Below are 24,139 nucleotides of genomic sequence, written 5' to 3'. Positions count from 1 at the left end.
TCCGTCACGACTGATTTGCGGCCCGCCATGGCGGGGCGGCGCGCGGAACCGGTCGCGGCTCCTCGGGGCACGGCCCTGACCTCGGCCGCCACCGTGGGCCCCGGCCGATCGCCACTCCTCGGGCTTGACCGTGCCCCCGGGCCCCTCCCCCGGCGGATCGCTACTCTTCAGGCTTGACGGTGACCTCGGCCGCAGCCTCGGGCCCCTCCGCCAACAGCACCCGCAGGCCCTCCTCGTCGAGGATCGGCACCCCGAGCTTGACCGCCTTGTCGAACTTGGACCCGGCGTTCTCTCCCACCACCACGAACGAGGTCTTCTTCGACACCGAGCCGGAGACCTTGCCGCCCCGGCTCGCCAGCGCGGCACCGGCCTCGTCGCGGGTGAACCCCGCCAGGGTGCCGGTCACCACGAAGGTCAGGCCTGCGAGGGTCTGCGGGAGCTGCTCGGCCGGCGGGTCGTCGACCATCCGGACGCCCGCGGCCTCCCACCGGCGGATGATCTCCCGGTGCCAGTCGACCTCGAACCAGTCGCGGATCGCCGCGGCCACCCGCGGGCCGACGCCCTCGACGGCGGCCAGCTCCTCCTCCGAGGCGTTCGCGATCGCGGGGATCGAACGGAACTCGGCGGCGACGGCCTGGGCCGTGGGGGGGCCGACGTGCCGGATGGACAGCGCCACCAGCACCCGCCAGACCGGCTGGCTCTTGGCCTTCTCCAGCTCCTCCAGCATCTTCTCCGCGTTCTTGCTCGGCTCGCCGCTCTGGTTGGCGAAGAAGGTGACGACCCTGGGCTCGCCGGTCTCCGGGTCGGTCTTGGGCAGGCCGGTGTCGAGGTCGCGCACCACCGACCTGATCGGCAGCAGCCGGTCGATCGTCAGGTCGAACAGGTCGGCCTCGGTGCGGACCGGAGGCTCCTGCGGCGGCAGCGGCTGGGTCAGCGCGGTGGCCGCCACGTATCCCAGGCCCTCGACGTCGAACGCCCTTCGCCCCGCCGCGAAGTAGATGCGCTCACGGAGCTGGGCCGGGCACGCCCTGGTGTTGGGGCAGCGCAGGTCGGCGTCGCCCTCCTTCTCGTAGGCCAGCTCGGTGTCGCACTCGGGGCAGCGGGTGGGCATCACGAACGGCCGCTCGGTGCCGTCGCGCAGGTCGGCCACCGGCCCGACGATCTCGGGGATGACGTCACCCGCCTTGCGCAGCACCACGGTGTCGCCGATCAGCACGCCCTTGCGGGCGACCTCGGAGGCGTTGTGCAGCGTGGCGCGCTCGACCGTCGACCCGGCCACCACGATGGGCTCCATGACGCCGTACGGCGTCACGCGGCCGGTGCGGCCGACCCCCACCTGGATGTCGAGGAGCTTGGTGTTGACCTCCTCCGGGGGGTATTTGTAGGCGATCGCCCAGCGCGGCGCGCGGCTGGTGGAGCCCAGGTTGCGCTGGAGCTCGATGCGGTCGACCTTGACCACGACCCCGTCGATCTCGTAGGGGGGGTCGTGGCGGTGCTCGCGGTAGAACTCGATGAAGGCGTTGATGCCGTCGAGGTCGTCGACGACGCGGTACAGGTCGCTGACGGGCAGGCCCAGCCCCCTGAGCCGGTCGTAGATCTCCGACTGGGCACGGGGCTCGGCGCTGCCCTCCCACCTGCCGACCCCGTGGACGATCATGCGCAGCGGGCGCTGCGCGGTGATCCGCGGGTCCTTCTGCCGGAGCGAGCCGGCGGCCGAGTTGCGCGGGTTGGCGAACGGCGCCTTGCCCGCCCCGACCAGCTGCTCGTTGAGCTTCCTGAACTCCTCGACCGGGATGTAGACCTCGCCGCGGACCTCCACCAGATCGGGCACGTCGTCACCGGTCAGGCGGTGCGGCACGTTGGCGATCGTGCGCACGTTGGCCGTCACGTCGTCGCCGACCCGGCCGTCGCCGCGGGTCGCGCCCCGCACCAGCCGGCCCTTCTCGTAGACCAGCGAGACGGCCAGGCCGTCGATCTTCAGCTCGCACAGGTAAGGGGCGGGGTCGCGCTCGGCCAGCCGCTCGGCCCGCGCCTGCCAGGAGGCCAGGTCGTCGGTGTCGAAGGCGTTGTCGAGGCTCTCCATGCGCTGCAGGTGCGCCACCGGGGCGAACTCGCTGGAGATCGGCGCGCCGACCTTCTGGGTGGGCGAGTCGGGCGTGCGGAGGGTCGGGTTCGCCTCCTCCAGCTCGCGCAGCTCACGCATCCACGCGTCGTACTGCGCGTCGCTCGCGGTGGGCGAGTCGAGCACGTAGTAGCGCCAGTTGGCCTCGTCGACCAGCTCGGTCAGCTCCGCGTGCCGCTCCAGCGCCACCACCGGCACACCCTCGACCTCAGCGCTCATCGCCTGGCTCTCCCCCTTTTTCCCTCGAAGAACAGGGCAACGTTATCGCCGGTCACCGACAATGTTGCCCGGCCTCATCCGGAGACGGGAGAGCCCCCGCGACGTCACTCGCCGGGATCCTCCCGCAGCACGCGGGCGGCCTTGCCGCAGGCGGCCAGGGCCGCCCTGGCGTAGGCGGGCGAGGCCCCGGCCAGGCCGCACGCGGGGGTGAGGACCACCTGCGCCGCCAGGGTGGCGGCGCGGAGACCGAGGCGGCGCCAGAGCTCGACGGCGGGAGCGGCGATCACGCCGACGTCGGGCAGCCGGGCGTCCACGCCGGGCACGACCCCCATCAGCAGCGCCGTGCCGGCCTCGACGGCCTCGCCGATCGTGTCCTCGTCCCGCCGCCGCAGCAGGGAGGCGTCCAGCGAGATCCCCGCGGCGCCCGCCCTGCGCAGGACGCCGAAGGGGACGCCCGGAGCGCAGCAGTGCACCACCGGGAACACGCCCCCGGGGAACACCGCCCCCAGCCGTTCGGCGGCGAGCTGGGCGTCGACGGCGGACAGCCGGCCGAACCCGGAGGCGGTGGGCACCGTGCCGGCGAGCACCCCGGGCAGGCCGGGCTCGTCGACCTGGAGCACGATCTCCGAGACGCCCGGCAGCCTGCGGCGCACCTCGGTGACGTGCGCGGCGACCCCCTCGGCCAGCGACTCCACCAGGTCGCGCACCGCCCCCGGGTCGGCGAGGGTCTTGTCGCCGTGCCTGAGCTCGATCATCCCGGCGAGCGTCCACGGCCCGCACACCTGCACCTTGAAGGGGCCCTCGTAACCCTGGGCGGCCTCCTCCAGCGCGTCGAGATCCCGCCTGAGGTGGTCGCGGGCGCGCTTGAGGTCACGCCCCGGCCGGTCGGTGAACCGCCACCCGGACGGCTGGACCTCCACGGGCAGGTCCAGCAGGAGCGACGCGGTGCGTCCGGCCATGTCGGCGCCGACGCCGCGGGCCGGCAGCTCCGGCAGGTACGGCAGCCGGGGCGACTCCCCCAGGACGACCCTGATCGCCTCCGCGTGGTCTTCTCCCGGGTGCGACCCGACGCCGGTCGAGGTCGCCTCACCCCATGGGTACCTGCCGCTCATGCCTGCTCCTGGTTCCGCGTGTCGGGACGCGGGCGGTCGCCGTCGCGCCGACGGCCCGCCCCCGCCCCCATGTCCGGAGGACAGCTTAGGACCACCCGGCCCCGTCCCGGGCCCCGGCGAGCCCTCCGGTTCCCGGTGCCCGTCCCCCGGCACGGGAACCCGTCACGGGACGGGGAACGCACCGGCCGCATTCCGGAGCGCCACCCGTCCCCGGCCGCCGCGGCGACGGGAAATAGCCTGGGACGGTGAAACTCACGAAATTCGGACACGCCTGTGTACGCCTGGAGAAGGGCGACTCCGTCCTGGTGATCGACCCCGGCTCCTTCAGCGAGGAGTCCGCGCTGGACGGGGCCCGGGCCGTTCTCATCACCCACGAGCACTTCGACCACGTGGAGGCCGACCGGCTGCGCCGCGCGGCCGAGGCCGACCCGGCGCTGGAGATCTGGACCAACGAGAGCGTCGCGGCCACCCTGCCGGACGTCCCGGCCACGATTCGGGTGGTGCGCGACGGCGACTCCTTCGAGACCGCCGGCTTCGCGGTACGGACCGTCGGCGAGTGGCACGCCCCGAACCACCCGGACATGCCGATCGTGAGCAACGTCGGCTTCCTGGTGGACGAGGAGGTCTTCTACCCGGGTGACGCGCTCACCCCGCCGGGGGTCGAGGTGCCCACGCTCCTGGTGCCGACCAACGCGCCGTGGCTGAAGGCGTACGAGATGATCGAGTATCTCCGCGAGATCCGCCCCGCCCGTGCGTTCTCCACCCACGACGGGCTGCTCAACGACATCGGGCTCGGCCTGGTCGACAGGTGGCTGGAGATGGAGGCCGGCAAGCAGAAGGCGGAGATGCGCCGCCTCGCGCCCGGCGAGTCGGTGACCCTCCCCTGAGCCCCTCTGCGGCCCCGGGGCACCGGCCCCGGGCTCCCGGCCCGGAGAACCCGGTGCCACGGACCCCGTGCGCCGCGGCCCGGGAACGGGGTCAGGCGGCCTTGGTGATCGTGGCGGAGCCGATCACGGTGTCGCCGAGGTACAGCACGGCCGCCTGACCGGGGGCGACCCCCGTCGCGGGGGTGCCCAGCTCGATGTGGAGCTCGTCGCCGGAGACCTGCGCGTGGCAGTCGTACACCTCTCCGTGGGCACGCAGCTGCACCGTGCACGCCAGCGGCCCGCGCGGCTCGCCCACCGGGCCGTTCCACACCGGCCGGGTCGCGACGATGGTGTCGACCTGCAAGGACGTGCGCGGGCCGACGGTGACCGTGTTGGAGACCGGCTCGATGGACAGCACGTAACGCGGGCGGCCGTCGGCGGCGGGACGGTCGATCCGCAGGCCCTTGCGCTGGCCGACGGTGAAGCCGTAGGCACCCTCGTGGGCGCCGACGACCTCGCCCGACTCGTCGACGATCGGGCCGGGGGTCGCACCGAGGCGGTCGGCCAGGAAGCCGCGGGTGTCGCCGTCGGCGATGAAACAGATGTCGTGGCTGTCGGGCTTGTCGGCGACCATCAGCCCGCGCCGGGCGGCCTCCTCGCGGACCTGCGCCTTGGTGGAGTCGCCCAGCGGGAACATGGCGTGCCCGAGCTGCTGCCTGGTGAGCACGCCGAGGACGTAGGACTGGTCCTTGCCCTCGTCGGGACTGCGGCGGAGCACGCCGTCGACGAGGCGCGCGTGGTGCCCGGTGACGACCGCGTCGAAGCCGAGGGCGAGGGCCCGGTCGAGCACCGCCTCGAACTTGATCTTCTCGTTGCAGCGCAGGCACGGGTTGGGGGTGCGTCCGGCGGCGTACTCGTTGACGAAGTCCTCGACGACGTCGTGGTGGAACCGCTCGGCCATGTCCCAGACGTAGAAGGGGATGCCGATGACGTCGGCGGCCCTGCGGGCGTCACGCGAGTCTTCGAGCGTGCAGCACCCGCGGGCGCCGGTCCGGTAGGACTGGGGGTTGGCGGAGAGGGCCAGGTGGACGCCGGTGACGTCGTGACCCGCCTCGGCGGCACGGGCCGCCGCCACGGCGGAGTCGACGCCGCCGGACATGGCGGCAAGCACACGAAGACTCATAACACCTCTGAGCGTACCCGCGTTCGCGGGCGCCTCGTCGGGCTGCGAGAATCCGGGGCCATGCGACTGTTCGGGCGCAAGAGCGAATCTCCCGCCGACCCCGCCCCCGCGATCGAACGTTTCTGGGCGTGGTGGGCCGAGGCGCGGCCGGAGCTGGACGCCGCGGTGACCGCCGGCGAGACCGGGCGGCAGGCCGAGCTGATCGGCCCCGCGGTGACGGCGGTCCACCCCTCGCTGGTGTGGGAGATCACCCCGGGGCTGCGGGCCGACCACGCCCTCGTGGTCACCTGCGCGGGTGATCCGGAGCTGCGCGCCGTCGCGCACCGCTGGGCCGCCGCCGCGCCGCCCGCCGACCGGCTCTGGGAGTTCCACCCGTCGCGGCGGGCCGATCCGCGGGCCACGACGCTGACGGTCGACGTGGACGGCTACGGGTTCACGCTCGGCGAGCTCACGCTGGGGTTGCGCGTCCCGCGCGGCAACCCGCGCGTGGACGTGGTCGCCTACCACCCGATCTTCACTCTCCTTCCGGAGGAGACCCGTGTCGAGGCCGCGCTGCTCGCCCTCGACCGGCTGCTCGGCGAGGACGAGGTGGCCCGCTGGGTGGGCGACGTCTCGGCCGTCGCGATCGAGCCGATGGACGCCGTGCCCGCCGTGCACCTGCCCGGGGTGGTCGCCGACCTCGCCTCCGGCTACGGGGACGACCAGTGGGCGCTGCTGGAGGGTGAGACCGCGGGTGGCGCCCGCCTGGTCGCCGCCGCCCGTCACCCGTTGCGTCCGGTGGACTACCCGGTGTTCGACCAGCACATCGCCATCACCCTCCCGTACGCGCACCACGACGCCGAGGGCCTGCCCACCGGCCCCTCGCTGGAGGCGTTGCGCGACTTCGAGGAGCGGCTGGCCGGGCGGATCGGCGGCCCGGACGGCGGCGGCGTCCTCGCCGCGCACCTGAGCGCCGAGGGCCGGCGGGTGCTGCACGTCTACGCCGACCCGGAGGGCAGGGCGGCCGTCCACGCCGAGAAGCTCGTCGCGGGCTGGAAGGAGGGGCGGCCCCGGGTCGACGTGGCCGCCGACCCCGGCTGGGCCGCCGTCGCCCCCTTCCTGTCCTGAGAGACGCCGCGTCCCTCCTGAACGCCGCCGCGCCTTCCGGGGCCTGAGGGCCGTGTCCGGGCCGTGTCTTCCACGGCCAGGACGCCGCCGTGTCTTCCAGGACCTGAGGACCATGACTTCCGCGGCCCGGACGCCGCCGCTTCCCTGTGCTGAACGCCGCGCCTCCCGGCGCGGCGGTATTCGGCGGGATTCGACGGGATTCGGCGGTATTCGACGGTGGGGTCAGGTGAGCCCGGCGCGGCGGGCCCGCTCCACGACATGGCCGATGACGTCGGCGAGCCGGTCGACGTCCTCCTCGGTGGAGGTGTGGCCGAGGGTGAAGCGCAGCGAGCCGCGTGCCCGGACCGCGTCGGCGCCCATGGCGAGCAGGACGTGGGAGGGTTGGGCCACCCCCGCGGAGCAGGCCGAACCGGTCGAGCACTCCACGCCCTTGGCGTCCAGGAGCATGAGCAGGGCGTCGCCCTCGCAGCCGGGGAAGGAGAAGTGCGCGTTGCCCGGCAGCCGGTCGGCCGGATCACCGTTGAGGATCACGTCGGGCACCGCCTGGCGGACCCTGCGGATCAGGTCGTCGCGGAGCCCGGTCAGCCGGGCCGCGGTCTCGGCCTGCCGGGCCACCGCGGCCTGCACCGCCACGGCGAAGCCGGCGACGGCGGGGGCGTCGAGGGTGCCGGAGCGCACGTCGCGCTCCTGGCCGCCGCCGTGCAGCACCGGCACCGGGTCGACGCCCCGGGCCAGCAGGAGCGCGCCGACCCCCATCGGGCCGCCGATCTTGTGGCCGGAGATCGTCAGCGCGTCGACCCCCGAGTCGGCGAAGGTGACGGGGAGCTGGCCGACGGCCTGGACCGCGTCGCTGTGGAACGGGATGCCGTGCTCGCGGGCGATGGCCGCCAGCTCCCGGACCGGCTGAACGGTGCCGACCTCGTTGTTGGCCCACATGACGCTGACCAGCGCGACGCCGTCCGGATCGCGTTCGACGGCCTCGCGGAGGGTCCGCGGGTGCACCCGCCCCAGTTCGTCGACCGGGAGCAGCTCGACGACGGCCTCCTGGTGGTCGGCCAGCCAGTGCGCCGGGTCGAGAGCGGCGTGGTGCTCGACCGCGCTGGTCAGGATACGGGTGGCGCCTCGGGCACGGCGGGCCCAGTACAGGCCCTTGACGGCGAGGTTGTCGGCCTCGGTGCCGCCGGAGGTGAAGACCACCTCGCTCGGCCGGGCACCGAGCGCGGTGGCGATGGTCTCGCGCGCCTCCTCCACCACCTGGCGGGTACGGCGGCCGGCCGCGTGCAGCGAGGACGCGTTGCCGACCCGGCCGAGTTGAGCTGTCATCGCCTCGATGGCCTCGGGAAGCATCGGCGTGGTCGCCGCGTGATCGAGATAGGCGGACTTCACGGCCGCACTCCCCTCCCCAGCTCTTTTTTCGGCCTCTTTAGGGTATCCGCGCCTTGGGGGCGCCTCACCCCCGGTTGACGACTGTACCGTCCGGACGGTACAGTAATCGGCATGAGACGCGAGGAGTTGCTGGACGCAGCAGAGGACCTGCTGTGCGACCAGGGCTCCGCGGCGCTCACCCTGACGGCCGTCGCCGAACGTGCGGGATGCAGCAAGGGCGGCCTCCTCTACCACTTCAACACCAAGGAAGCCCTCATCAAGGGCATGGTCGAGCGGCTGATCGAGGAGTTCGACGAGCTCATCGAGGCCCAGGGCCAGGAGACCTACACCAAGAACTATCTCGCGGCCACCTTCGCCGCCGTGCAGAGCGGCCGGCTGCGTCGCTGGGCGGTGGTCACCGGAGCCTCCGGCAACACCTACCTGTTGGCGCCGCTGCGTGAGGCGATGGCCCGTTGGCATCGCGAGGGGCTCGACCGTGAGCCCGACCCGGGGGCGGCGCAGATCGTGCGCCTGGCCTGCGAAGGACTGTGGGACGTGGCGACCCACGACCCCGGCCTCTACGACGACGAGCGCTACGCCAAACTGAAAACGCGTCTGCTCGCCCTGCTGCCCGGTTAGCGACCCCCTCGACGGGCGGTCCCTCCGGCCCGGACGGCGGCCGACCGCAACCACACGCCCGATCTCCCGGGCGCCCTCATCTCACACGTTTGGTGGTCGCTTCCGCATGCGCGAAAGCGACCGCATTCAGTGTGCCCTCTCGGTAATCACCGAAAACATTCATTGAAGGGATGGAGTAATGACCCGCGACCTGAGGACGGCTCGAACCGGAGCGGTTCTCACCTTCGTGCTCGCCGGATTGATGTGCGGATCGATGACCGTACGTGTTCCAGCACTCTCCGACAAGCTCGGCCTGTCCGAGGCTTCGATCGGCCTCACCCTCCTCGTGTGGGGGCTGGGGGCGCTCGTCGCCATGCAGTCGATGCGCGTGGTGATGACGCGCTTCGGCAGCCGGAGCATCCTGCGGGTCGCCGCCCCCCTGACGGCCGTCACGCTGGCCCTGCTGGCCGCGGCGCCGACGTTCCCGCTGTTGCTGGTGGCCAGCACCCTGTTCGGCATGGCGTTCGGCTCGGTGGACGTCGCGATGAACGCCCAGGGCTCGGCCGTCGAGCGTGCCTACGGCCGCCCGCTGATGAGCGGCATGCACGCCGGCTGGTGCGTGGGTGCGATCGCCGCCGGCCTGCTGGGCACCGCCGCGATCGCGGCCGGACTGCCGGTCACGGTCCACCTGACCCTGATCGCCCTGGTCTCGCTCCCCGTGGTGGTCCTCCTCAGCCGCACCTACCTGCCCGACCCGGCGGCGCCCGCGAGCCACGACGGCCGCGCGACGGCCACGGCGCGCCGGATGCCGCCGGTGGTCTACCTGCTCGGCGTGATCGCCTTCTGCGCGTTCATGGTCGAGGGCACGGTGGCCGACTGGAACGGCCTGTACCTGCGTGACGTGCTCGGCGCCTCGGAGGCGGTGGCCGCCCTCGGCTACCCGATCTTCGAGGTGGGCATGCTCGCCGGCCGTCTCGCCGGTGACCGTGTCCGGGCCCGTTTCGGCGCCCGCGGCATGATCGCCGCCTCGGGGCTGGCCACCGCCGTCACCTTCGGCGTGGTCATCACGGCTCCGACGACCACGGTGGCCCTGTCGGCCATGCTGTTCGTGGGCGTCGCCGTCTCGACGGTCTCCCCGACGGCCCTCTCCCTGGCCGGCGGCGCGACCGCAAACCCGGGTCCGGCCGTCGCCCAGACCGGCGCGATGGGCTACGCGGGCCTGCTGCTCGGACCGGTGGTCATCGGTTTCCTCGCCGACCTGGCCACGCTGCGGGCCGGGCTCGCCATCGCCGTCGTGCTCAGCGTCGCGGTCGCGGTGATCGCCCGGTTCCTGCCCCGCGCCCGTACGGTCACCACCCCGGCCAGGGCGGCGGAGCCCGAGCTGTCGATGGCCGCCTGACCGGCAGCCCCGGCGGGGTTCCGGTCGGGGTTCGGGAAACCGGCCCCGGTGAAGCCAGAAACCTGGGTGAAGCCAGAAAAAGGACGGCGCCGCACATGTCGTGCGGCGCCGTCCTTGCGTCACGGCCCGGGGCGGGTCACTTACGCTTCTTGATCTCGTCGATGAGCTGCGGGACGACAGTGTGCAGGTCGCCCACGACCCCGAAGTCGACGAAGTCGAAGATCGGCGCGTCGTCCCTCTTGTCGATGGCGACGATCGTCTTGGCGGTCTGCATGCCGGCCCGGTGCTGGATGGCGCCCGAGATTCCCGCCGCGAGGTAGAGCTGCGGCGAGACGGTCTTGCCGGTCTGGCCGACCTGGAACTCGTGGGGGTACCAGCCGGCGTCGGTGACGGCGCGGGAGGCACCGACCGCCGCGCCGAGGGTGTCGGCCAGTTCCTCGATGACCGCGAACTTCTCGGGCGAGCCCACGCCCCGGCCGCCGGAGACCACGATCGCGGCCTCGGTGAGCTCCGGACGGGCGCCCTTCTCCTCCTTGACCCGCTCGACGATCCGGGCGCTCCTGGCCGCGTCGGAGAGGGTGACGGAGACCTGCTCCTCCGTACCCGCACCCGCGGCGGCCTCGACCGGCGTGGAGTTCGGGCGGACCGCGATGATCGGGGTGCCCTTGGTCACGCGCGAGCGGACGTTCACCCCGCCGCCGAAGATGGACTGCTCGGCGACCAGGCCGTCCTGGATGCCCACGGCGTCGGTGAGCACACCGGAGTCGGTCTTGATGGCGAGGCGGCCCGCGACCTCCTTGGCCTCGGCGGTGGCGGCGACGAGCACCGCGGCCGGGGACTTCTCCGCGACCAGCTGGGCCAGCAGCTCGGCCTTGGGGGCGACGAGGTGGTCGGCGATCTCGGCGGAGTCGGCGACGTAGATCTTCTCCGCGCCGTGCTCGGTGAGCCTGGCCTTGGCCTCGGGCGAGTAGCCGGCGCCCGCCCAGACGGCCGACGGCGTGCCGAGCTTCCTGGCCAGCGTCAGCAGCTCCAGCGTGACCTTCTTGACCTGGCCCTCGACGTGTTCCACCAGAACGAGAATCTCAGACATGTCAGTTAACCCCCGTTCTCAGACGAACTTCTTCGACGCGAGGAATTCGGCGATCTTCACGCCGCCGTCGCCCTCGTCCCTGACGATCGTGCCGGCCGCGCGCGGCGGGGCGACGTCGAAGTCGACGACCTCGCTCCAGGAGGCGGCCAGGCCGATCTGGGCGGGGTCGATGTCGGCGTCGGCGATGCCGAGCTTCTCCACCGGCTTCTTCTTCGCGGCCATGATGTCCTTGAACTTCGGGTACCGCGGCTTCTCGCTCGCGTCGGCCTTCTCGACCACGGAGACGACGGCGGGCAGCGTGGCCTCGACCCTGTCGTAGCCGTAGTCGGTGACCCGCTCGATGCCGATGGTCCCCTTGTCGGTGACCTGGATCTTCTTGGCGAAGGTGAGCTGGGGGACGCCGAGCCGCTCGGCCAGCATGGCGGCCAGGACGCCGGTGCGGGCGTCGGTCGACTCCGACCCCAGCACGACCAGGTCGAACCCGATCTTCTTGAGCACCTGCGCCAGGGCGTAGGAGGTGCCCAGGGCGTCCGAGCCGTGCAGGGCGTCGTCGACCAGGTGGACGGCCTTGTCGGCGCCCATGGCCAGGGCCTTGCGGATCGTGTCGCTCGCCTTGTCGGGGCCCATGGTGAGGACGGTCACCTCACCGCCGTGGGCCTCCTTCAGCCTGAGCGCGTCCTCGACCGCGTACTCGCACAGTTCGTTGATGACGCCGTCGGCGTCACGGTTGATCGTCTTGTCATCGGACCTCAGCTTGCGCTCGGTCTCCGTGTCGGGGACCTGCTTCACGCAGACGACAATGTTCATGGCCGGTGGCCGACCTCCCGTGTTCGCGTACGCCGCCGCGTCGTTGCGGCCGGCGCCGGATGCTCGGTACGCGCACGCGGGGCACGTGCACGTGCTGCCAAGACTGCCAGGTGCCCGAGGGCCGTGTGACAGCGGGTGGCCCGGTCGGTACACACCCGGCCCGGCCTCCCGGGATTCATGTTACCCACGGGTAGCTTAGGAGCAAACCATCGGCTGGAGTGGCCTGTACCGACGGCCGGGGGTGCCTGCGGGGCTCCCCTTCCCACCATACCGAACTATATTCCGGACCGGGGGGCCGGGTTCCGCTCACCGGGACGTGCCCCGCGGGCTCAGCTGCCCACCAGGATCGCCACGATGACGAACAGGACGGTCCCCAGCGCGAGCGCCAGGGTGAGCGTGCTGAAGAACGTCCCGAGGACGGCCCACAGCGCCACGGTCCCCGCCGCGGCGGAGAGATCGATGATCATTCGACGCCGGTCGCGGCGGGCGAACAGGGCGACGCCGCCGTCGACGAGCATCGCCGACCCGTACGCGGTCAGCAGCAGCAGCGACAGCTCGGGCAGCGGGTTCCTGGCCGTGGCGGCCATCAGGGAGACCAGCAGGCCGGTGCCGACGACCCAGCGGCGGTGCAGGACCGCCCGGCGGTGCTCGAACGCCTCCTGCGAGGAGGGCTTCCCCCGGGGCGGACGCCGCCCGGGCCGCCACTGCTGGGTGGTGAGACCGTGCACACCACCGCCGTCGGCGGGCGGGATGGGCTCGCCGACCGGCGTGGCCGGCACGGGCGGGTACGACCCCGCGGGTTCCCGCACGGGCGAATACGACCCCGCGGGTTCCCGCACGGCCGGGCCCGGCCCGCGGGCGCCTGCGGGGTCGTGGACGGCGGCCGGGCCGGGCGGGTGCGATCCGGCGGGCTCCCCGGCTGCGGCCGGACCGGACGCCCACGACTCCACGGATGCCCGGCCGGCCTCCGGTAAGGCGACGCGGAGGACCGGGCCGGCCCGCCCGTACCCCGGCCGGGCGTCCGGCGTGGCCCCGTCCGGCGTGATCCCGTCCGGCGTAATCCCGTCCAGTCGCGCCAGTAGCGCGGCGGCGTCCGGCCTCTCAGCGGGATCCCGCAGCAGGCACTCCCGCAGCAGCGGTTCGAGCCCCTCGGGCACGCCGTCGAGGTCGGGGGCGTGGTGGACCACGCGGTAACCGACCGCCGAAGCCGGACCCGTGCCGTACGGGTGCCGGCCGGTGGCCGCGAAGGCCACCGTGGCCCCGAAGGAGAAGACATCGGACGCCGGGCCGGAGCCGGTGTCCTCCAGCACCTCGGGCGCCAGGTAACCGGGGGTGCCGAGGACCGCGCCGGACGCGGTGACCGAGGGCGAGTCGAGCGCGCAGGCGATGCCGAAGTCGATGACGACCGGCTCACCGTCGGTCAGGATCACATTGGCGGGCTTGAGGTCGCGGTGGACCACCCCGGCGGCGTGGATCGCGACCAGGGCCTCGGCCAGGCCGCGCGCCACGCGCACCAGGCCGCCTCCCGGGAGCGGCCCGCCGGCGGCGACCACGGTGCTCAGCGCGCGGCCCTGGACGTAACGGGTGACCAGGTAGGGCCGCTCCCCGGCCAACGAGGCGTCCAGGACCTCGGCGACATGCCGGCCCCGCACCCGCCGCATGGTCTCCACCTCGCGGGCCAGCCGGGTCAGCGCGGTCTCGTCGGCCGCGACGTGCGGATGCAGGATCTTGACCGCCACCGTGCGGCCCTCGGGGTCGAGTCCGAGGTGGACCTCGCCGAAGCCTCCCGCTCCGAGCCTCGACAGCAGGCGGTACGGCCCGAGACGTTCACCGTCCGGCGCAACCATGCGACTCCTTCCGGCCTGTCCTCCCCATCGTGCCCCAGCCAGGACGATCTCGCACGGCACGGGACGTGAAAACGCCTGCCGGTGGCCGTCGCCGGCGATCTCGACGGGGCCGGGCACCCGGATGTCCGTGGTCGGGCCTCCGCCGGCGAGGACGTCACTTCCAGAACGTGAGGAACCCGAGCCCGAGGCTGGTCACCAGGTCGTCGACGAGGCCGCCGATGAGGTCGGTCGCCCCCATCACGCCCTCGTTCGCCGACTTGCGCCACTGATCCTTCAGTCCTTCCACGACCTCGGACGGGGGCCGCCACGGGTCGAAGGAGGGGACCATGCCCAGCGCGGCCATCACCGCGAAGAACGCGATCGTGCCCAGGACGATCGTGGTGACCATGCCCGCTCCCGGGCTGCGGATCACCGCGCTCAGCGAGCGGGAGACCGCCTTGCGCGGCTTGCCGCCGCCGGGCAGCACGAACAGGCCGGCCACGAACGCCCCGGCCGCGTAGGCGGCGGCCGGATCGGTCTTCATGCCGCCGATGTAGACCAGGGCACCCCAGACGCACATGCCGAACATCGCGGCCAGCGGGGCGGTGATCGCCGTCGCGATCGCCGCCCTGGCCAGTGCCCACGGGGTGCCGAGCACCACCAGCAGGGGGTCGCCGGCGCTGTTGCCGCGGATGGAACGCCGCTCGGCCAGGTCACCGAAGAGGTGCTCGCCCACCCGCAGGCAGAGCGCCGCGACCAGCGCGAACGCGCTCACCATCACCGGCAGCACGCAGGCCAGCGCCACCAGGATCGTCAGCAGCAGCAACCCGGCCAGCGGCTGGCCCGCGCGGTAACGCTCCTGCGGCGGGGTCCGCGGCGCGGGCGGGGTACGATCCGCGGTCGACGGCGCCGGGGGCGGGGTGTAGGGCCGGACCCGGCTCTGCGGCGGCGGGTACGGCGCGGCCGAGCCGACCGGCGGCGGGGCCGGGTATCCGGCGACCCGCTGGTCGGGGTAGGGCGGCGGAGCCACCCTGGCCTGCGCCGAGAGCGGCGCCGGGACGTAGGGCGGCGGCTGCGACGCAACCTTGGGCGGGGCGGCGGAACCGGACGAGGCGGCCCGGCCGGACCGCTGGTCGGCCTTGCGGTCCGCCTTTCGGTCGGCCTTGCGCTCCTGCTTGCGGTCGGGTCTGGCCTCGGGCCGTTCCGGCCTGGCGTACTCGACGGGCGGGAGCAGGTCGGAGAAGGAGTCGTCCAGCGGCAGCGCCCGGGTGCCGTTCGGCGGCGGGGGCGAGCCCTGAACCCGGGTGCCGTTCGGCGGGGACGATGCCTGCGCGTCCAGGATCTTGGTGCCGTCGGCGTTGAGGACCCTCGTCCCGCCGTCGGTGGGGCCGGGCTGCGGCGTCTCGTGGAAGGCCGTCACCGCCGGGTCGAGGGCACGGGCCATCCGGTGCAGCTCCACCGCGGTCGGCCGGGCCGCCGGATCGACGGCGAGGGCACGCCTGAGCCAGCCCTGCAGCCACTCGGGGGCCCGGTCGATGTTGGCCCGGCCCTCCATGATGTTGAAGCAGACGACCTCGAAGCTCCCCGTGCCGAACGGCGGCTTGCCGGTCGCGCCGAAGAAGACCGTCGAGGCCAGCGCGTGCACGTCGGCCGCCTGGGTGATCTCGGAGTCGCGGATGATCTCCGGGGCGAGATAGCCGGGCGTGCCGACGAACATGCCGGTCTGGGTCAGCCGGGTCGCGTTGACCAGGTGCGCGATGCCGAAGTCGATGACCAGCGGATCACCGTTGACGATCATCACGTTGGACGGTTTGAAGTCGCGGTGGATGACGTCGGCGGCGTGGATCGCCACCAGCGCCGCGCACATGCCCCGCGCCAGCCGGATCACCTGGTCCGCCGGGAGCGGGCCGTCCTCCAGGACGATCTCCTCCAGCGTGCGGCCCGGGGCGAACCTGGTCACGATGTAGGGCTGCTTGCTCGTGAGCTCGGCGTCGACCACCTCGGCGACGTGCGGGCTGCGCACGCGCCGCATGGTCTCCACCTCGCGGGTGAGCCGGTCGCGCGCCTTGAGGTCGGCGGCCACGTGCGGGTGCAGGACCTTGACGGCCACCTCGCGGCCCTCTTCGTCGAGCCCCAGGTGGACGACGCCCATGCCGCCCTCACCGATCTTCCTGATCAGCCGGTACGGGCCCAGCCGTTCAGGAGCCTGCGTGTCCCCCGTCATCCCGTGGCCTTCCTTCGTAGGTCACTCAGCTCGTGCACCACCGTTCCGACCTTGGCCGGTGTCCATACGGCCTGCCTGGCGTCCTTCCCAACGGTGCCGGCCGCCAGGAAGAGCGACAACACGGCCACCACTCCCAGGACCGCGGCGAAGATCATGGCCGCGACGCGGGACGGCAGCAGTGATGCCAGCGTACGTCGCATCTGATGGCGTGGGCCCACGGCGCCGGGCCCGGCGCAGATGGTCCAGATCGCCACCGCCGTGCCCCAGCTCAGCGCGTTGGTCTCGGGCATGGCGGGGACCAGCACGGTCAGCAGCAGCGTGATCGGCAGCCCGAGGATCAGAGCGTACGGCACGAGGGCGATCGTGATGCCGATCGACTTCACCAGCGCGGCCGGCTGACCGAGCACGCGGAAGACGTCCGCCGCCGCCGCGCCGGCCGGACGGCGGGCGTTGAGGATCGGCTGGGCGATGTCGGCCGCGCGCAGCAGGACCGCGACCGGGATGGCCACCACGGCGACGAGCACCGGTGCGGCGACGGCCACGATCGTCATGATGACCAGCATCAGCACGCTCGCCAGCCAGTACGCCCTGGAACGCTGCAGGGCGTGCCCCGGCCGCTGCCCCGGGTGGATCGGCGAGGAGCCGGACGACTGCGACGGAGCCTGCGGGTACTGCGGCGCCTGCGGGTACTGCGCCGGTTGCCGCTGGTGCGAGGGGGAGTGCGGATATGGGTAGGGCGGCGGAGGCGACGGGGGCACCTGCTGCCCGAACGCGGCCGGCCGCTGCGGGGAGGGCGGGGAGAGCGGCCCGGAAGGGGAACCGGTCTGCCCGCGGTGGGGTTGCGGAGGCTGCCCGGTCTGGTTGCGGGCGTATTCCTGCAGGTCCTGCGGACGGACCCGCTGGGTGGGGATGTCGCCGTCGGCGACCGGCTCCGGGTCGGCGGCCCGCGGCCCGGATTGGGCGTGGGACGCCTGGCCGGACGCGCCGGAACCGGACACGGCCTGACCCGGCACGGCGTGCCCCGGTGTGGCGTGTCCCGGTGCGGCCCGGCCCGGCGTGAACCGGCCCGGCAGGGGCTGACCGGGCACGGGCTGACCGGGGGCGGCGCGGGTCGGGACGTCGTCGGAGCCGAGGAGGCCGGTGGGCATCTCGTGCGCGGCCCGCTGCGTCGCGGCGAGCCTGCGCAGTTCCTCGGGCGTCACCCGCCGGGTGGCGGCCGGGTCGGGCTCCTCGGGCGTCACGCGGCGGGTCGCGGCCGGGTCGGGCTCCTCGCCGAGCAGCGAGACGTACCTCTGCTGCTCCTGCGGCTTCTGTTGCTCCTGTGACGGCGCCGGAGGCGGGAAGACCGGCCGCGCGGACGCCGGCCGGGAGGCCACCGGGGTGGGCACGTCACCGGGATCACCCGTCCCGCCCCCTCGCGATCCGGGGACGTGCGAACCGGGGATGCCGGGGGCCGCCCGGACGGCGGGACCGTGACCGGCGGGACCATGACCGGTGCGGGGGTCCGGGGTCTGCTCGTCGAAATGGGGGACCGTGCTGATCTCGTCGGGCACCCGGGGCCGGGTGGCGGGCAGCAGCAGGGCGGTCTGGGCGGCCAGCTCGGCGGCCTTGGGCCGCCGGGCCGGGTCGCGCTGGAGCGCGGCCCGCAGGATCGGCTGGAGCGGCTGCGGAACGGCGTCGACGTTGGCCTTGCCCGCGGTGATGTTGTAGAAGATCATCTCCAGCGTGCCCTTGCCGAAGGGCGGCTGGCCGGTGGCGGCGAAGACCAGGGTGCCCGCCCAGGCGTGCACGTCGACCTCGGGCCCGGCCTCCTGACCCTCGATGATCTCGGGTGCCAGGTAACCGGGGGTGCCGATGAACATGCCCGTCTGGGTCAGCCGGGTGGCGTCGACGGCCTGCGCGATGCCGAAGTCGATGAGGACGGGCTGGCCGTCGAGGATGAGGACGTTGCCGGGCTTGAGGTCGCGGTGGATGACCCCGACGGAGTGCACGGCGGCCAGCGCCGAGGCCACCCCGTGCGCGACCCGCAGCAGGGCGGGCAGCTCCATCGGCCCATCCTGCTTGACCAGCTCGTCGAGCGGCCGGCCCGGAACGTACCGGGTCACGATGTAGGGGCGACGGCCGGTCACGTCGGCGTCGAGGACCTCGGCGATGTGCTCGCTGCGCACCCGCCGCATCGTCTCGACCTCGCGCGAAAGACGGCGACGGGCGACGTCGTCGCCTGCCACCTCGGCGCGGAGAACCTTGACCGCCACCTGCCGGCCCTGCGGGTCGACGGCGAGGTGAACCACGCCCATACCCCCCTCGCCGAGCCGCCGGAGCAGTCGGTAAGGGCCCAATCGGTCGTCCTGATTCATGGCATGAAGCACCATATCGGCTTAAACACCGCCCGCGAGATGAACCGTCAGGCCATATTTCCTGACTGAACAACGTTCAGTGAACCCCGACGGTTTCCCGATTACCCTTCCACTTAATCTCATTTACGCTTCAGTTCGCCAGACGAAGCACTTGCGCCGTCTTCAGCCCGGCCAGCAGGGAGCCCGGCACGGCCAGCTTGGAGCGGCGGACGCCGCTGCCGATCACGACCCCGGGATGGGCCGCCACCGCCTCGTCCACGAGCACCGGCCACTCCTCGGGCAGTCCGAGCGGGGTGATCCCGCCGTACTCCATGCCGGTCAGCCCGACCGCGTCGTCCTGCGGCGCGAACGAGATCTTCCGGGCGCCCAGGTGCCGCCGGACGATCCCGTTGACGTCCGCCCTCATGGTGGCGAGCACCAGGCACGCGGCGTAGCCGACCTCGCCGGCCCGCTTGGCGGCCACGATCACGCAGTTGGCCGACTCGCCCATGGCCACCCCGTAGCGCTCGCAGAAGGCCGCCGTGTCGGCCAGCCCCGGGTCGATCTCGGCCACCTCGACCCCGTCGAGCCCGGCGACGGCCCGCGCCACGGGAGCGGCCAGCAGGTCCGGCCGCCCGCCCGCCTCCACCCAGTCCAACGTTCCGATCGCCATCGCCGCCCGTCTCCTTCCGCTCTCCCGTCCCATGACTCTACGACCGCGACGCTCAGGAGGTCGTCTGCAGGACCCTGCGGTGAAGCTCGGTGACCGCCTTCCTGGCGGACTCCATGGCGCCGGCCTGCCAGGCGACCAGGTGGGTGAGCCAGTCACCGGCGAAGTAGACCCGGCCGGCGGACTGCTGCAGGAGGGTGAAACCGCCGTCGTGGGAGGGCCAGGTCACCCAGCCGCCCTCGATGTGCGGCTGACGCTGCCAGGCGATCGACACACTGGACCGCAGCTCCGTGCGGTACTTCTCTCCGTGGATCTTCTTCCCCTGGGTGAGCGCCCGGTTGCGGCGGTCGGCGTGGGACAGCCCGCCGTACAGCTCGGCCTCCTTCCCGGTGTTGTAGTAGCCGACCACCAGGCCGGTACGGGAGTGGTAGCCGTGCGAGGGGTACCAGATGTGGGTGATGTCGAGGTCCGTCTCGGTGACGCCACCGTAGATGCGGTCGTCGATCTCCCACCAGCGCCTGCGGTACTCCAGGCCGATCTTGCCCGCCGCCGCCGGGACGGGCGTGCGGAGCGCGGCGGTGACCTGGGCACCCAGGTTGTGCGGGAGTCGCGCGAGCAGGTGGGGCGGGAGGGTGGCGATGCAGTAGTCGGCCCGCAGCGTGCCGCCCTGGTGGGTCACCTCGACCCCGTCGGGCAGGTTCTTGATCCCGGTGACCCGGGTGCCCGTCCTGATCCGGTCGCGTCCGACCGCGTCGGCGAGCGCGCCGGCGATGGCGTCCATGCCGCCCACCGGCTGGAACATGGGCATGGCCTGGTCGTAACCGAAGTCCATGGTGAGCGCCCGGCCGGTGCCCGCGGCGAGCACCTCGCGCAGCGAGGGCGGCGTGCCCAGGGGGACGCCCTCGCCGACCCCGGGGTAGGTCTCGAAGCCGCGGCGTCCGGAACCCCGGTAGGACAGGTCGGGGCCGAGATCGCCGAAACGCCGCAGGAACTCCGCCAGCCGCTCCCGGTCCTCCGCGGTGAGGCGGCGGTCCAGCGCGCGGGTGTCGCTCGCCTTGGCCAGCAGCTCCGCGACGTAGCCGTACAGGTCGGCGCGGGCGGTGCGTGCCCGGACCGGGGCGGTCATCCCGCGCGTGTAGACGTACGCCGAGGCGTTGTTGTTGACGAACGTCTCGATCGGGACGCCCAGCTCCCGGCAGTAGTCCATAGTGATCATCCACTGCGCGATCCGCCCGGCGCCGGCGTTGAAGTAGACGCCCTCCTCGAACCCCGCCGTCTGCGTCTCACCGTTCAGCTCGTCGAGACGGTCTCCGGCGCGGAGCGTGATGGTCCTGCCCCCCACCCGGCCGGACGCCTCCAGCACGGTGCAGTCGTACCCGGCCTTTCCCAGCTCGTAGGCACAGGTCAGCCCGGCGATGCTACCGCCGAGGACGACGACCTTGGCCGCGCCGCGGCCGGTGAGGGAGAAGTCGGAGCGCTGCGGCGGGACGAAGTCACGTTTCTGCGACTCGGGTGCCAGGCCCAGCGCACCCATGGCCGCGAACATGGCTCCGGCGCCGCCGGCCGCACCCACGCCGACCAGCAGCGCCCTGCGGGTGAGCGTCCCGCCACCCCCTCCCCCGCGTTCGGCGGGTCGGGGCTCGGTGCGGGAGGGGCCGCTGTCATCGCTCATCGGGGCCGTCACAGGTGGTCGGGGGAGGTCGTCGCGGGCCCCGGAGATCGTCAGAGGCACCGGACGCAGGTTATCGCCAGGGGTCCGCGGGCCATGATGTCCCCCGGTGCGTCTGCGGCGGTGCCCCCGCCTGTCTTCCCCGCCTCTGCCCGGTGTCCTGCGGCGTGTCCGCTACGGTGTCCCCGTCTCCCCGATCCCCCAGGTCTCGACGCGGCGGGCCTCGTCCTCACTCATCAGGCCGACCTCCGCCTCGACGAAGTCCCGGATCGGCCCGCGCCACCGCTCGGGGATCTCCCCGAGCGCGGGCGGGTAGCAGCGGTCCAGCCAGGCGGTGGACTCCTCGGTCGCCTTCAGGAACCCGGCCGCCGCGCCGAAGACGGTGTCCTCGATGCCGGGCACCCTGGCGCAGCCGTACTCGATCATCTCCTGCCCGCCGTACGGCGGCGGCTGCCGCCACTTGCGGGCGACCGGGCGGTCGGGGGTGATCGTGGTACGCAGCGGACGGCGCTCGACGGCCGCCTGGATCAGCTCCTTGTACAGGCACTTGCCGCAGGTCCCGCAGGCGCCGTCCACCCCGCGCAGGCACCAGCGGACCTGCTCGCGCAGCTCGGAGCCGAGCGCGAGCCGCATGGTGACGGCCTCGCTCATCCCGCCCACCGGCAGCACGAGATCCAGGCCGGCCGCGGCGAACGCCCGGCCCCAGGCGCCGTGCGGGGCCCACATCGGATTGTCGGGGGTGTAGCGCAACAGGTAGCGGTCCCCGCCCAGCCAGCGCGAGCCCAGCTCGTAGCCGAAGGCCAGGCCGCCCAGGTCGAGTTCGTCGGCCATCAGCAGGGCTCCGGCGGCGACCGCGTGGTGCTCCGGGTAGCCAGGCCGCGGCTCGGCGAGCGTGAACTCCAGGTCGGAGCGGACGATCGTCAGCTCGCGGCCGGTCTCCTCGGCCAGTGCCGCCAGCACGTCCGAGCGGTAGTGGGTCCAGCGGTTGGGCACGCGCGGGTGGGAGACCCGCTGGAAGTGCACGAACGGCGCGTCGGGCAGCATCGCGGCCACCGCGACCGAGTCGGCGCCGCCGCTGTAGGAGATCGCCAGCCTGGACCCGGACCGTGCACCGGCGCCGACGGGGCCCGCCTCCACCCGCCAGCCCTCGGCGAGCGCCGCGGCGAACCCGGACGAGACCGGCCGGTCGAAGGTGATCCGGCTCCGGGTCCACGGCGCGACCACCGTCCACGCGGCGAGGGCCGTCAGGTCGGGGTGGATGTCGCGCGGGACGCCCGGCAGTTCGATCCGGCAGGAGTTGGTGGCCAGCTTCAGCGGTTGCCCGTCGGAGCAGAGACCGGTGATGTCGTCCTCGGGGTCGAGCCGGAAGGACAGGTGCCAGACTCCCGCGTCGGCGCTCCAGGAGACCCTCATCGGGAACCTCTCGGCGAGCCCGCCCCGGATCGTTCCACGGTGCCGCCGAGCCCGCCCGGCCCGGGTCGCCCGGAGTCCTCCGCCTCGAACCGGGCGGTGCCGGTCCGCGCGGCACGGTCGACCGCCTGCCAGAGCAGCACCTCGTTCTGGAGCACCTGGTCCAGTGCGACCGCGGTCTCCCGGGCCAGCCGGTGGGCCTCGTCCCAGCGCGCCGTCCGCTCGGGGGTGACACCGCCCCGGTCCCCGGCTCCGGACGCTGAGGCGGCCGCCCGGGTCCGCAGCTCGCCGACCTCGGCGCGCAGCGCGGCGACCTCCCGGGACAGTGCCCGCACCTCCCGGGAGAGGGTCCGCACCTCCCAGACCGCGTCCTTGAGGTCCTGCCGGTGGTCGGCCCGGGAGATGTACCGGGAGTCGAACCACCTCAGGACAGCCCGGCGCAGCGAGGCCGGCACCAGCGCACGATTCAACAGCCGCACCATAATCCGGCACCATACCGGCAGTCGCCCATCAATCTTGACCTTCCGTATTAACCGACCTCCTCGGCCAGAAGGGCAACGGCCGGTGAACCTCGCGTTAACCGGTCACCCCGGACGAAACGTCACCGGCCGGTGAACCCGGCGTCGGCCGGTGAACCCGGCGTCGGCCGGTGAACCCGGCGTCGGCCGACCGCTCCGGACGGGGGTCAACGGCCGGTGAACTCGGCCTTGGAACGGTCGGCGAACGCCCGCATGCCGGCCCTTGCGTCGTCGGTGGCGAACAGTCCCGCGAACTGCAGCCGCTCGATCTCCAGGCCGGTGCCGAGATCCGTCTCCAGACCGTGGTCGATCGCCTTCTTGGCGGCGCGCAGCGCCAGGGCCGGGCCGCCGGCGAACCGGGCGGCGTAGGCGAGGGCCTCGGGGTACACGTCGTCGTCCGGCACGACCCGGTCGACGAGGCCGATCCGCAGGGCCTCGTCCGCGGAGACGTGGCGGCCGGTGAAGATGAGGTCCTTCGCCCTGGACGGGCCGATCAGCCGGGGCAGCCGCTGGGTGCCCCCGGCTCCGGGGATGATGCCGAGCAGGATCTCCGGCTGACCGAGCTTGGCCGACTCGCCGGCGATCCGGATGTCGGCGCACAGGGCGAGCTCGCAGCCGCCGCCGAGCGCGTACCCGGTCACCGCGGCGATGACGGGCTTGCCGATCCCGGCGACGGCGGTGAAGCAGTCTTGCAGGACCTCGGAGTGGGCGGCCATCTCGGCGTACGGCATGTCGGCCATCTCCTTGACGTCCGCGCCGGCCGCGAAGACCCGCCCGCCGTAGACGACCACGGCGCGCACGTCCGGGTCGGCGTCCACCTGCCGGGCACACTCGGCGATCTCCAGCTGGACCTGCCGGTTGAGCGCGTTCATCTTCGGCCGGTCGAGCCTGATCGTCGCGACCCCGTCGGCCGCCTCCACCCGTACGAACTCACCCATCGCAGTCCTTCCGCCGATTCCACCGCGCGGCACGCCACCGCGCGGGCGGCGCGCCGCCGATCACGCGCCGGGATCCAACATAGGCGGTGGCCCGGTGCGGCCCCCGGGCAGGCCATGCTTTCCGGGCTTTCCGGGCTTTCCAGGCTTTCCGGGGTTTCTGTGCTTTGCGCCGTGTTTTCCACCGCCCTTTCCCTGGCCGCGTCCCGAACGCCCGGTCTAGAATTTCCGGCTGAATTCTCGCTGAATTCAGCCGCCCTGCCTGGAAATCCGGGCGACCGTTACGCACGACAACGTCCCGACATCTCACCGGCGTCCCGTCCCCTGTCCACGACCGGCGGCGCCCCTTCCTCCCCCGTCTCGCGCTTCTCCCTGGTGGCGCGCAGGTAGGGGTGGATCGACACGCACTCATCGAGGTCGTCCGTGGAGAAGCGCCGCCGGAGGCACTCCTGCACGTCCGTGCCGTACCTTCTCCCGATCCGGCCGGCCTTCTCGACAAGGGAGACGTCCAACGACGCACCCGATATCGGTAATCCGGTCATTCCGGATGGGATCGGCATGTGCGGTCGTCTCCGCGACGCCGCCGGCCATCTCCGACCGGCCGGCGGTGGTCCGCGTCAAGGGAACCGCCGGCCGTTCGCCACCGGTTCACCCCGGCGTGAT

19 protein-coding genes are annotated in these 24,139 nt (G+C 73.0%); 4 read left to right on the top strand and 15 right to left on the bottom strand.

What is annotated here, in order from left to right; genetic code table 11:
• Positions 1–160: 160 nt before the first annotated feature.
• Both ligA and F4562_RS22265 read right to left on the bottom strand, forming a co-directional pair.
• Positions 161–2,341 (bottom strand): NAD-dependent DNA ligase LigA, encoded by a 2,181-nt coding sequence (gene ligA, locus F4562_RS22270; RefSeq protein WP_184545784.1) that lies wholly within the window; start codon positions 2,339–2,341, stop codon positions 161–163.
• A gap of 104 nt (positions 2,342–2,445) precedes the next feature.
• Positions 2,446–3,453, bottom strand: coding sequence for a methionine synthase (locus F4562_RS22265; RefSeq protein ID WP_184545786.1), 1,008 nt, complete (start codon positions 3,451–3,453; stop codon positions 2,446–2,448).
• Between the two features lie 245 nt (positions 3,454–3,698).
• On the opposite strand from F4562_RS22265, the gene F4562_RS22260 reads away from it, so the two are divergent.
• Positions 3,699–4,340, top strand: coding sequence for an MBL fold metallo-hydrolase (locus F4562_RS22260; protein ID WP_184545788.1), 642 nt, complete (start codon positions 3,699–3,701; stop codon positions 4,338–4,340).
• Positions 4,341–4,431: 91 nt separating this feature from the next.
• Here the strand turns inward: F4562_RS22260 and mnmA are convergent, their stop codons facing one another.
• Positions 4,432–5,502, bottom strand: coding sequence for a tRNA 2-thiouridine(34) synthase MnmA (mnmA, locus tag F4562_RS22255; RefSeq protein ID WP_184545790.1), 1,071 nt, complete (start codon positions 5,500–5,502; stop codon positions 4,432–4,434).
• A gap of 60 nt (positions 5,503–5,562) precedes the next feature.
• Between mnmA and F4562_RS22250 the strand changes: the two genes are divergently transcribed.
• Complete coding sequence (locus F4562_RS22250; RefSeq protein ID WP_184545793.1) at positions 5,563–6,609, top strand: DUF695 domain-containing protein; 1,047 nt, start codon at positions 5,563–5,565, stop codon at positions 6,607–6,609.
• Positions 6,610–6,831: 222 nt separating this feature from the next.
• Here F4562_RS22250 and F4562_RS22245 read toward each other — a convergent pair whose 3' ends face one another.
• Entirely contained in the window at positions 6,832–7,995 is a 1,164-nt protein-coding gene (locus F4562_RS22245) for a cysteine desulfurase family protein (RefSeq protein WP_184545795.1), read from the bottom strand.
• Positions 7,996–8,106: 111 nt separating this feature from the next.
• Here F4562_RS22245 and F4562_RS22240 point away from each other — a divergent pair, with 111 nt between their 5' ends.
• The gene (locus F4562_RS22240; RefSeq protein WP_184545797.1) at positions 8,107–8,613 is read left to right on the top strand and encodes a TetR/AcrR family transcriptional regulator; all 507 of its coding nucleotides are present in this window, start codon (positions 8,107–8,109) and stop codon (positions 8,611–8,613) included.
• Positions 8,614–8,791: 178 nt separating this feature from the next.
• Entirely contained in the window at positions 8,792–9,991 is a 1,200-nt protein-coding gene (locus tag F4562_RS22235) for an MFS transporter (RefSeq protein WP_184545799.1), read from the top strand.
• Between the two features lie 136 nt (positions 9,992–10,127).
• On the opposite strand, the gene F4562_RS22230 is transcribed toward F4562_RS22235, so the two are convergent.
• From F4562_RS22230 to F4562_RS22180, 11 genes are all read right to left on the bottom strand, one after another.
• A complete protein-coding gene (locus F4562_RS22230; RefSeq protein ID WP_184545802.1) occupies positions 10,128–11,081 on the bottom strand; it encodes an electron transfer flavoprotein subunit alpha/FixB family protein in 954 nt (317 codons plus the stop codon).
• A gap of 18 nt (positions 11,082–11,099) precedes the next feature.
• Complete coding sequence (locus F4562_RS22225; RefSeq protein WP_184545804.1) at positions 11,100–11,888, bottom strand: electron transfer flavoprotein subunit beta/FixA family protein; 789 nt, start codon at positions 11,886–11,888, stop codon at positions 11,100–11,102.
• A 329-nt stretch (positions 11,889–12,217) separates the two neighbouring features.
• Positions 12,218–13,735 carry a serine/threonine-protein kinase gene (locus F4562_RS35145; protein WP_246473509.1) on the bottom strand — a complete coding sequence of 506 codons (1,518 nt, stop codon included), beginning with the start codon at positions 13,733–13,735 and terminating at the stop codon, positions 12,218–12,220.
• 154 nt (positions 13,736–13,889) lie between these two features.
• Entirely contained in the window at positions 13,890–15,938 is a 2,049-nt protein-coding gene (locus tag F4562_RS22215; RefSeq protein WP_184545806.1) for a serine/threonine-protein kinase, read from the bottom strand.
• Positions 15,935–18,295 (bottom strand): serine/threonine-protein kinase, encoded by a 2,361-nt coding sequence (locus F4562_RS22210; RefSeq protein ID WP_260316081.1) that lies wholly within the window; start codon positions 18,293–18,295, stop codon positions 15,935–15,937. The genes F4562_RS22215 and F4562_RS22210 overlap by 4 nt, the downstream gene beginning before the upstream one ends.
• Positions 18,296–18,425: 130 nt before the next feature.
• Positions 18,426–18,947, bottom strand: coding sequence for a YbaK/EbsC family protein (locus F4562_RS22205; RefSeq protein WP_184545811.1), 522 nt, complete (start codon positions 18,945–18,947; stop codon positions 18,426–18,428).
• Positions 18,948–18,999: 52 nt separating this feature from the next.
• Positions 19,000–20,676, bottom strand: coding sequence for a flavin monoamine oxidase family protein (locus F4562_RS22200; RefSeq protein WP_311734197.1), 1,677 nt, complete (start codon positions 20,674–20,676; stop codon positions 19,000–19,002).
• A 111-nt stretch (positions 20,677–20,787) separates the two neighbouring features.
• Complete coding sequence (locus F4562_RS22195) at positions 20,788–22,026, bottom strand: DUF6395 domain-containing protein (RefSeq protein WP_184545813.1); 1,239 nt, start codon at positions 22,024–22,026, stop codon at positions 20,788–20,790.
• Positions 22,023–22,493 (bottom strand): hypothetical protein, encoded by a 471-nt coding sequence (locus F4562_RS22190; RefSeq protein ID WP_184545815.1) that lies wholly within the window; start codon positions 22,491–22,493, stop codon positions 22,023–22,025. The genes F4562_RS22195 and F4562_RS22190 overlap by 4 nt, the downstream gene beginning before the upstream one ends.
• Before the next feature lie 215 nt (positions 22,494–22,708).
• Positions 22,709–23,479 (bottom strand): enoyl-CoA hydratase/isomerase family protein, encoded by a 771-nt coding sequence (locus F4562_RS22185; RefSeq protein WP_184545817.1) that lies wholly within the window; start codon positions 23,477–23,479, stop codon positions 22,709–22,711.
• Between the two features lie 278 nt (positions 23,480–23,757).
• Positions 23,758–23,988 (bottom strand): hypothetical protein, encoded by a 231-nt coding sequence (locus F4562_RS22180; RefSeq protein WP_184545819.1) that lies wholly within the window; start codon positions 23,986–23,988, stop codon positions 23,758–23,760.
• Positions 23,989–24,139: the final 151 nt, after the last annotated feature.

Source organism: Streptosporangium becharense, from assembly GCF_014204985.1.
Lineage (GTDB): Bacteria > Actinomycetota > Actinomycetes > Streptosporangiales > Streptosporangiaceae > Streptosporangium > Streptosporangium becharense.
Note: the sequence above shows the minus strand (reverse complement) of the source record. Positions and strands in the feature narration are given on the sequence as shown.